Source organism: Cupriavidus sp. FW305-27 (assembly GCF_058787995.1).
Genome location: NZ_JBYTAG010000052.1, coordinates 48,688 through 54,687, shown reverse-complemented (window position 1 = coordinate 54,687; position 6,000 = coordinate 48,688). Strand labels below are relative to the sequence as shown.

Sequence of the window (6,000 nt, the reverse complement as noted above, 5' to 3'; positions counted from 1 at the left end):
GCCCTGCACCGCCCCTACCAGCGCCCGCCCAATGCCGCGGCGCCCGTGGTCGGGGTGCACATCCATTTCATCGAGGTAGGCGCACTCGCCGTTGCGGCTGGCCAGCGCAAAGCCGGCCAGTTCCCCATCGCGCTCGGCTACCCACAGGCGCGCTTCGCGCTGCGCGGCGGCCAGCACCGGCTCGGGCGTGCTGACCAGGCGCAGCAGTGCCGGCAGGTCCGTATCAGGGAAGAGCGCCGCGGCGGCCAGTTCGATATCGGCCAGGCGCGGCACCTCGTCCGCCGCTGCCAGGCGGATGTGCGCAGCAGCAGCCATGGCTGGCTCCGCGCTCAGGCAGCCGGGAACAGGCTGATCAGTTGGGCCACCGCGGCCGGCACGTCGTCAGCCTCGGTCACCGCGCGCACCACGGCGGCACTGCCGACGCCCACCGCCAGCACCTCGCGCATATTGGCCGCGTTGACGCCGCCGATGCCCACCAGCGACGGGATCACCGGCTGCATCAGCTTCACGTAGGCGCGGAAGCGGCCCATGCCCTGCGGCTGGGTCGGCATCACCTTGGTGGTGGTCGGGAAGATCGCGCCCAGCGCCAGGTAGCTGGGGCGGATCGCGGCCACGCGCAGCATCTCGGCATAGCCATGGGTGGAGACACCCAGGCGCAGGCCCGAAGCGCGGATCGCATCGAGGTCGGCATCGTCCAGGTCTTCCTGGCCAAGGTGGATGCCGTAGATGCCGCTCTGATCGCCGCCGTTGGCGGCGCGGTAGTCGATCGCGGCCTGCCAGTGGTCGTTGACGAACAGGCGCGAAGACGAGCCCTGCGTGGCCTTCGCCGCGCGTGCGATCTCGGCGCGCACCGCGGCCGGGTCTTCGGACTTGAAGCGCAGCTGCACCGTCGGTACGTTCAGTGGCGCCAGGCGCTCGATCCATTCGGCGCTTGGCACCACCACGTACAGGCCCAGCGCGGGGCACGGCGCGAACGGCGCCGCGGCCTGCTCGGGTGCCACCAGGGCGGCGTGCCGTACATGCGGGAAGCGGGCAAAGTCAGACGGCCAGTCGGCCGAGCCCGGCTCCCAGGCGCGCGCCAGGCACAGCGCGTCGTGCGCGGGGAAATGCAGCGCCAGGCTGGCCAGCAGCACCGCGACGAAGGCGGGCGAATGCGGCTGGTCGGTGTCGGCGGCGACGGAGAAGACCCACGTGCCCATCGGCGAGCGCACGGTGTCGATCCACTGGCCGCCCTCGCGATCGCTCTCGATCAGCGTGGCGCCCGCGGCGGCGACGCGCGCGATCGTGCCTGCGTCGGCTTCGCCGTCGAACAGCAGCACGTCGTGGGCGCCGGGTTGCGCGGGCGCGTCGGCCAGGCGCCAGGCCTGCCACGGCTTGTCATCGACGCCGAAGGTCTCGCCATAGTGTTCCAGCACCGCCTGGCGCAGCGGGCCGTCGCTGGCGGCATGCACGGCGCGGCGGGTCATGCGCGCTGCTCCGTGCTGTCGGCGTGCCAGAACGGCATGCCGACCACCGGGGTGCTGGCCTGCGCCACCTCGCGCTCGGGCATCGGCCCGGCCAGGTAGGCGGTGCGGCCGGCCTCAACGGCCTGCGCAAAGGCGCGCGCCATATTGACCGGGTAGGCGGCCTGCGCCACCGCGGTATTGAGCAGCACGCCGTCGTAGCCCCACTCCAGCACCTGCGCCGCATGCGACGGCAGGCCCAGGCCGGCATCGACGATCAGCGGCGTGTCGGGCAGGCGCTCGCGCAGCACGCGCATCGCGTGCGGGTTGACCGCGCCGCGGCCGGTGCCGATCGGCGCGGCCCATGGCATCAGCGCCTGGCAGCCCACGTCGAGCAGGCGGCGGCACAGCACCAGGTCCTCGGTGCAGTACGGCAGCACCTTGAAGCCTTCCTTGATCAGGGTCTCGGCCACGGCCGGCAGGTTCAGCGTATCGGGTTGCAGCGTGTAGTCGTCGCCGATCAGCTCCAGCTTGATCCACGGTGTTTCGAAGACCTCGCGCGCCATCATCGCAGTGGTGATCACTTCCTGCGCGGTGAAGCAGCCGGCGGTATTGGGCAGCACCGGCACGTCCAGCGCCTTGAGCATCTGCCAGAAGGCCTGGCCGCCCTCGCCGGCGCCGACCGCGCCCTGGCGGCGCAGCGCAACGGTGATCATGGCGGGCCTGGAGGCCTGCACGGCCGCCTCCAGCGTGGCCGGCGACGGGTAGCGAGCAGTGCCCAGCAGCAGGCGCGAGCCGAACGACTCGCCATACAGCACGAACGGGTCGCGCAAGGTTTCGGAAGGTTCGAATGTCATGGGTCAGCCTCCCGTCACGGGTTGCACGAGGTCGATGCGGTCGCCGGCCGCAAGAATGGTGTTGGCGTGGGCGCCGCGCGGCACGAACTGGCCGTTGACCGCCGCGGCAAAGGGGGGCGCGATCTGCGCCGCGCTCACCGCGTCCGCCAGCGTGGCGGAATCGGCAAGGGCGAGCGGTCGGCCGTTGAGCAGGATTTCCATGTCAGTCATGCGTTAGTGCAGCAGCCCGCCGGGTGCGGCCATGGTAGCGGCAGCGGGCGCTTCGGTCACGGCTTCGATCATGCCAGGCCAGCGCAGCGCGGCCGGCACGGCATGGGCCGCGGGATCGCCCTTGAGCAGCGCGCCAACCACCGCGCACGCGGCCTCGGTCACCGCCGGCGCAATCAGAAAGCCATGCCGGTACAAGCCGTTGACGCGCACCACGCGCGCGCGCTGGTCCACGCGGATCGCCGGCAGGTGGTCGGGCCGCGTCGGGCGCCGCTGCACGTTCAGTTCCAGCACGCGGGCCTCGCCGAAGGCGGGATGCAGTGAATGCGCCGCCGACAGCAGCTCCAGCGCGGAACGCACGCTCATGGGCGAATCATCCTCGCTTTCCAGCTCGGTGGCACCGATCACGTACAGGTCGTTGGGCTTGGGCGCGATATAGATCGGGTAGCGCGGATGCAGCAGCCGCACCGGCCGATGCAGCCTGACGTCGGGCGCATGCACGCGCACCACTTCGCCGCGCAGGCCGCGCAGGCCCGGCTTGTCGCCGCCCGGCTGTGCGGGCCAGGCCGAGCGCGCGCCCAGGCCGCGGCAATCCAGCACCACGTCGGCACGGATGCCGAGCTTGGGCAGCGATTCGGCATCGACCTCGCCAGCCTCCCAGACACAATGCACGCCTTCGCTGACCGCGCACGACAACAGCGCGCGCAGCGCGCCACGGTTGTCGAGCTGGCCTTCGCCGGCCAGCAGCAGGCCCTGCGGGAAGCGGCCCGCCAGCGCGGGCTCGACTTCGCCCACGCCCTTGCCGTCCAGCGCGCGCAGCCGCTGCGACACCAGTTCGGGCGGCGCCACCGCGCGCACGCGGCTGGTGAACAGCGACATCTCGGCACGGTCGCGCGCATGCCAGACCACCAGCGTGCCGTCCTCCTGGAAGAAGACCGGCTCAGGCAATTCGGCCAGCCACGCGCGCCACAGGTCGACACTGGCGATGCCCAGGTCGACGATGCGGCGCTCGGCGATGGCCGATTCCGCCAGCGGCGCCAGCATGGCCGCAGCCACATAGGCGGCCGAGCCCGCGCCGTCCGGACCGGCCCGCTCCACCAGCGCCACGCGGGCGCCGCTGCGTACCAGTTGCCAGGCGGCCAGGCGCCCGGCAAGACCGGCCCCGAGAATGGCGACGTCAAACGACTGCACTGCTGTCATGAGGGGTGTTGTGCCGGACGGCGCGTGCGGCCGCGCCGGCCTCCTTGTTGTCGGTGCCGCCGCGCGAGGCGCTGCGCGGCGGCGAAACACGAGCGGGCATGGATGCGAAGCCATGCCCGTACTGCCAGTCACTGCATCACGAGTAGATCTTGCTGCCCTTCTTCAGGAACTCGATCGACTTCTCTTCCATGCCCTGCTGCGCTTCCTTGGGCAGCGACGCCGCGTAGTCGCGCACTTCCTGCGTGATCTTCATCGAGCAGAACTTCGGCCCGCACATCGAGCAGAAGTGGGCGATCTTGGCGCCCTCGGCCGGCAGCGTGGCGTCGTGGTACGAACGCGCGCGTTCCGGGTCGAGGCCCAGGTTGAACTGGTCTTCCCAGCGGAACTCGAAGCGTGCCTTGGACAGCGCGTTGTCGCGCAGCTGCGCGCCGGGCCAGCCCTTGGCAAGGTCGGCAGCGTGGGCCGCGATCTTGTAGGTGATGATGCCTTCGCGCACGTCTTCCTTGTCCGGCAGGCCAAGGTGCTCCTTGGGCGTGACGTAACACAGCATGGCGGTGCCCATCCAGCCGATATTGGCCGCGCCGATGCCGCTGGTGATGTGGTCGTAGCCGGGGGCGATGTCCGTCACCAGCGGTCCAAGGGTGTAGAACGGCGCCTCGTAGCAATGCTTGAGCTCTTCGTCCATATTGGCCTGGATGCGCTGCAGCGGCACGTGGCCCGGGCCTTCGATCATCACCTGCACGTCGTGCTTCCATGCCTTGGCGGTCAGTTCGCCCAGCGTGCGCAGTTCGCCGAACTGGGCGTCGTCGTTCGAGTCGGCGATGCAACCCGGACGCAGGCCGTCGCCGAGGCTGAACGACACGTCATAGGCCTTCATGATTTCGCAGATCTCGTCGAAGTGCGTGTACAGGAAGTTTTCCTTGTGGTGTGCCAGGCACCACTTGGCCATGATCGAACCACCGCGCGAAACGATGCCCGTGACGCGGTCGGCGGTCAGCGGCACGTAGCGCAGCAGCACGCCTGCGTGAATGGTGAAGTAGTCCACGCCCTGCTCGGCCTGCTCGATCAGCGTGTCGCGGAACATCTCCCAGGTCAGGTCCTCGGCGATGCCGCCGGTCTTGTCCAGCGCCTGGTAGATCGGCACCGTGCCGATCGGGACCGGCGAGTTGCGCAGGATCCATTCGCGGGTTTCGTGGATGTGCTTGCCGGTGGACAGGTCCATGATGGTGTCGGCGCCCCAGCGGATCGACCACACCATCTTTTCCACTTCCTCGGCCAGCGACGAGGTCACCGCCGAGTTGCCCAGGTTGCCGTTGATCTTGACGCGGAAATTGCGCCCGATCGCCATCGGCTCCAGTTCGGTGTGGTTGATGTTGGCGGGAATGATGGCGCGGCCCGAGGCGATTTCCTGGCGCACGAATTCCGGCGTGATGTCTTCCGGACGCAGCGGCAGGCCGGCGCCCAGCGCATTGCCGGGATGCTGGCGCAGCAGCGCCTTGTAGTCGGGCTTGTCGTACAGCGCCTGCAGGTTCAGCGATTCGCGCAGCGCCACATACTCCATTTCAGGCGTGATGATGCCCTTGCGCGCATAGTGCATCTGCGACACGTTGGCACCGGCCTTGGCACGGCGCGGATTGGTCAGCTGGGCAAAGCGCAGGTGTGCGGTGGCGGGGTCGTTGGCACGGTCGCGTCCGTATTCCGACGACAGGCCCGGCAGCACTTCGGTGTCGCCACGCTCTTCGATCCACTTGGCGCGCACGGCGGGCAGGCCGGCCTTCAGGTCGATATGCACGTCCGGATCGCTGTACGGGCCCGAGGTGTCGTACACCGGGATCGGCGGATTCTGCATCTCGCCCTTGTCGGTGCGCGTCGACGTTTGCAGGATGGTGCGCAGCGGTACGCGGATATCGGGGCGGCTGCCCGTCAGGTAGGTCTTGCTGGAAGCCGGGTAGGCGAATTTCTGGTCGAGGTCGCTTTCGAGCGATTCGAAGGATGCAGCGGGGGCAGTACGGGCCATGGGTGTCGTCCTCTCTCTTGCGGGGTGGACGAAACCAGGAGCCTTGTGAGCGCTGCCCGGGGCCTGAGGCCTGAGGCGGCGAGTCCCGGAGGGACTGGAGACTTGGTCTTGTGAAACTTCCCACGCCGGTACTAGCCGGATCGGGTTCGAAGGGACTCTCTCAGCCGCACGGCCCATCCGTACGGCACCCCTGTTTCATCCAACGGGGTGAATTTAAGCACAAGGTGCCGGTGGGCGCCAGTGCCAGTTCCCTGCCGTTTGTGGTGCCACACCTGTT

Annotated in this window: 6 protein-coding genes and 1 riboswitch; all 6 genes read right to left on the bottom strand. The window is 69.2% G+C overall.

Going from position 1 to position 6,000, the window contains the following annotated elements:
• The coding region (locus AC3WRI_RS23215) for a GNAT family N-acetyltransferase (RefSeq protein WP_492294156.1) at positions 1–315 on the bottom strand (315 nt) is incomplete at its 3' end.
• 14 nt (positions 316–329) lie between these two features.
• On the bottom strand, positions 330–1,466 hold the full coding sequence (locus tag AC3WRI_RS23210; protein ID WP_011614419.1) for a thiamine phosphate synthase: 1,137 nt from the start codon (positions 1,464–1,466) through the stop codon (positions 330–332).
• Positions 1,463–2,299 (bottom strand): thiazole synthase, encoded by an 837-nt coding sequence (locus AC3WRI_RS23205; RefSeq protein WP_010813326.1) that lies wholly within the window; start codon positions 2,297–2,299, stop codon positions 1,463–1,465. Before AC3WRI_RS23205 ends, AC3WRI_RS23210 begins: the two co-directional genes overlap by 4 nt.
• Positions 2,300–2,302: 3 nt before the next feature.
• Positions 2,303–2,500: a sulfur carrier protein ThiS gene (gene thiS / locus AC3WRI_RS23200; RefSeq protein WP_011614418.1), complete on the bottom strand. Its 198-nt coding sequence runs from the start codon at positions 2,498–2,500 to the stop codon at positions 2,303–2,305.
• A gap of 12 nt (positions 2,501–2,512) precedes the next feature.
• Positions 2,513–3,706, bottom strand: coding sequence for an FAD-dependent oxidoreductase (locus tag AC3WRI_RS23195; RefSeq protein WP_011614417.1), 1,194 nt, complete (start codon positions 3,704–3,706; stop codon positions 2,513–2,515).
• A 136-nt stretch (positions 3,707–3,842) separates the two neighbouring features.
• Entirely contained in the window at positions 3,843–5,723 is a 1,881-nt protein-coding gene (gene thiC, locus AC3WRI_RS23190; RefSeq protein WP_010813323.1) for a phosphomethylpyrimidine synthase ThiC, read from the bottom strand.
• Positions 5,724–5,823: 100 nt separating this feature from the next.
• Positions 5,824–5,925: riboswitch (TPP riboswitch) on the bottom strand.
• Positions 5,926–6,000 lie beyond the last annotated feature (75 nt).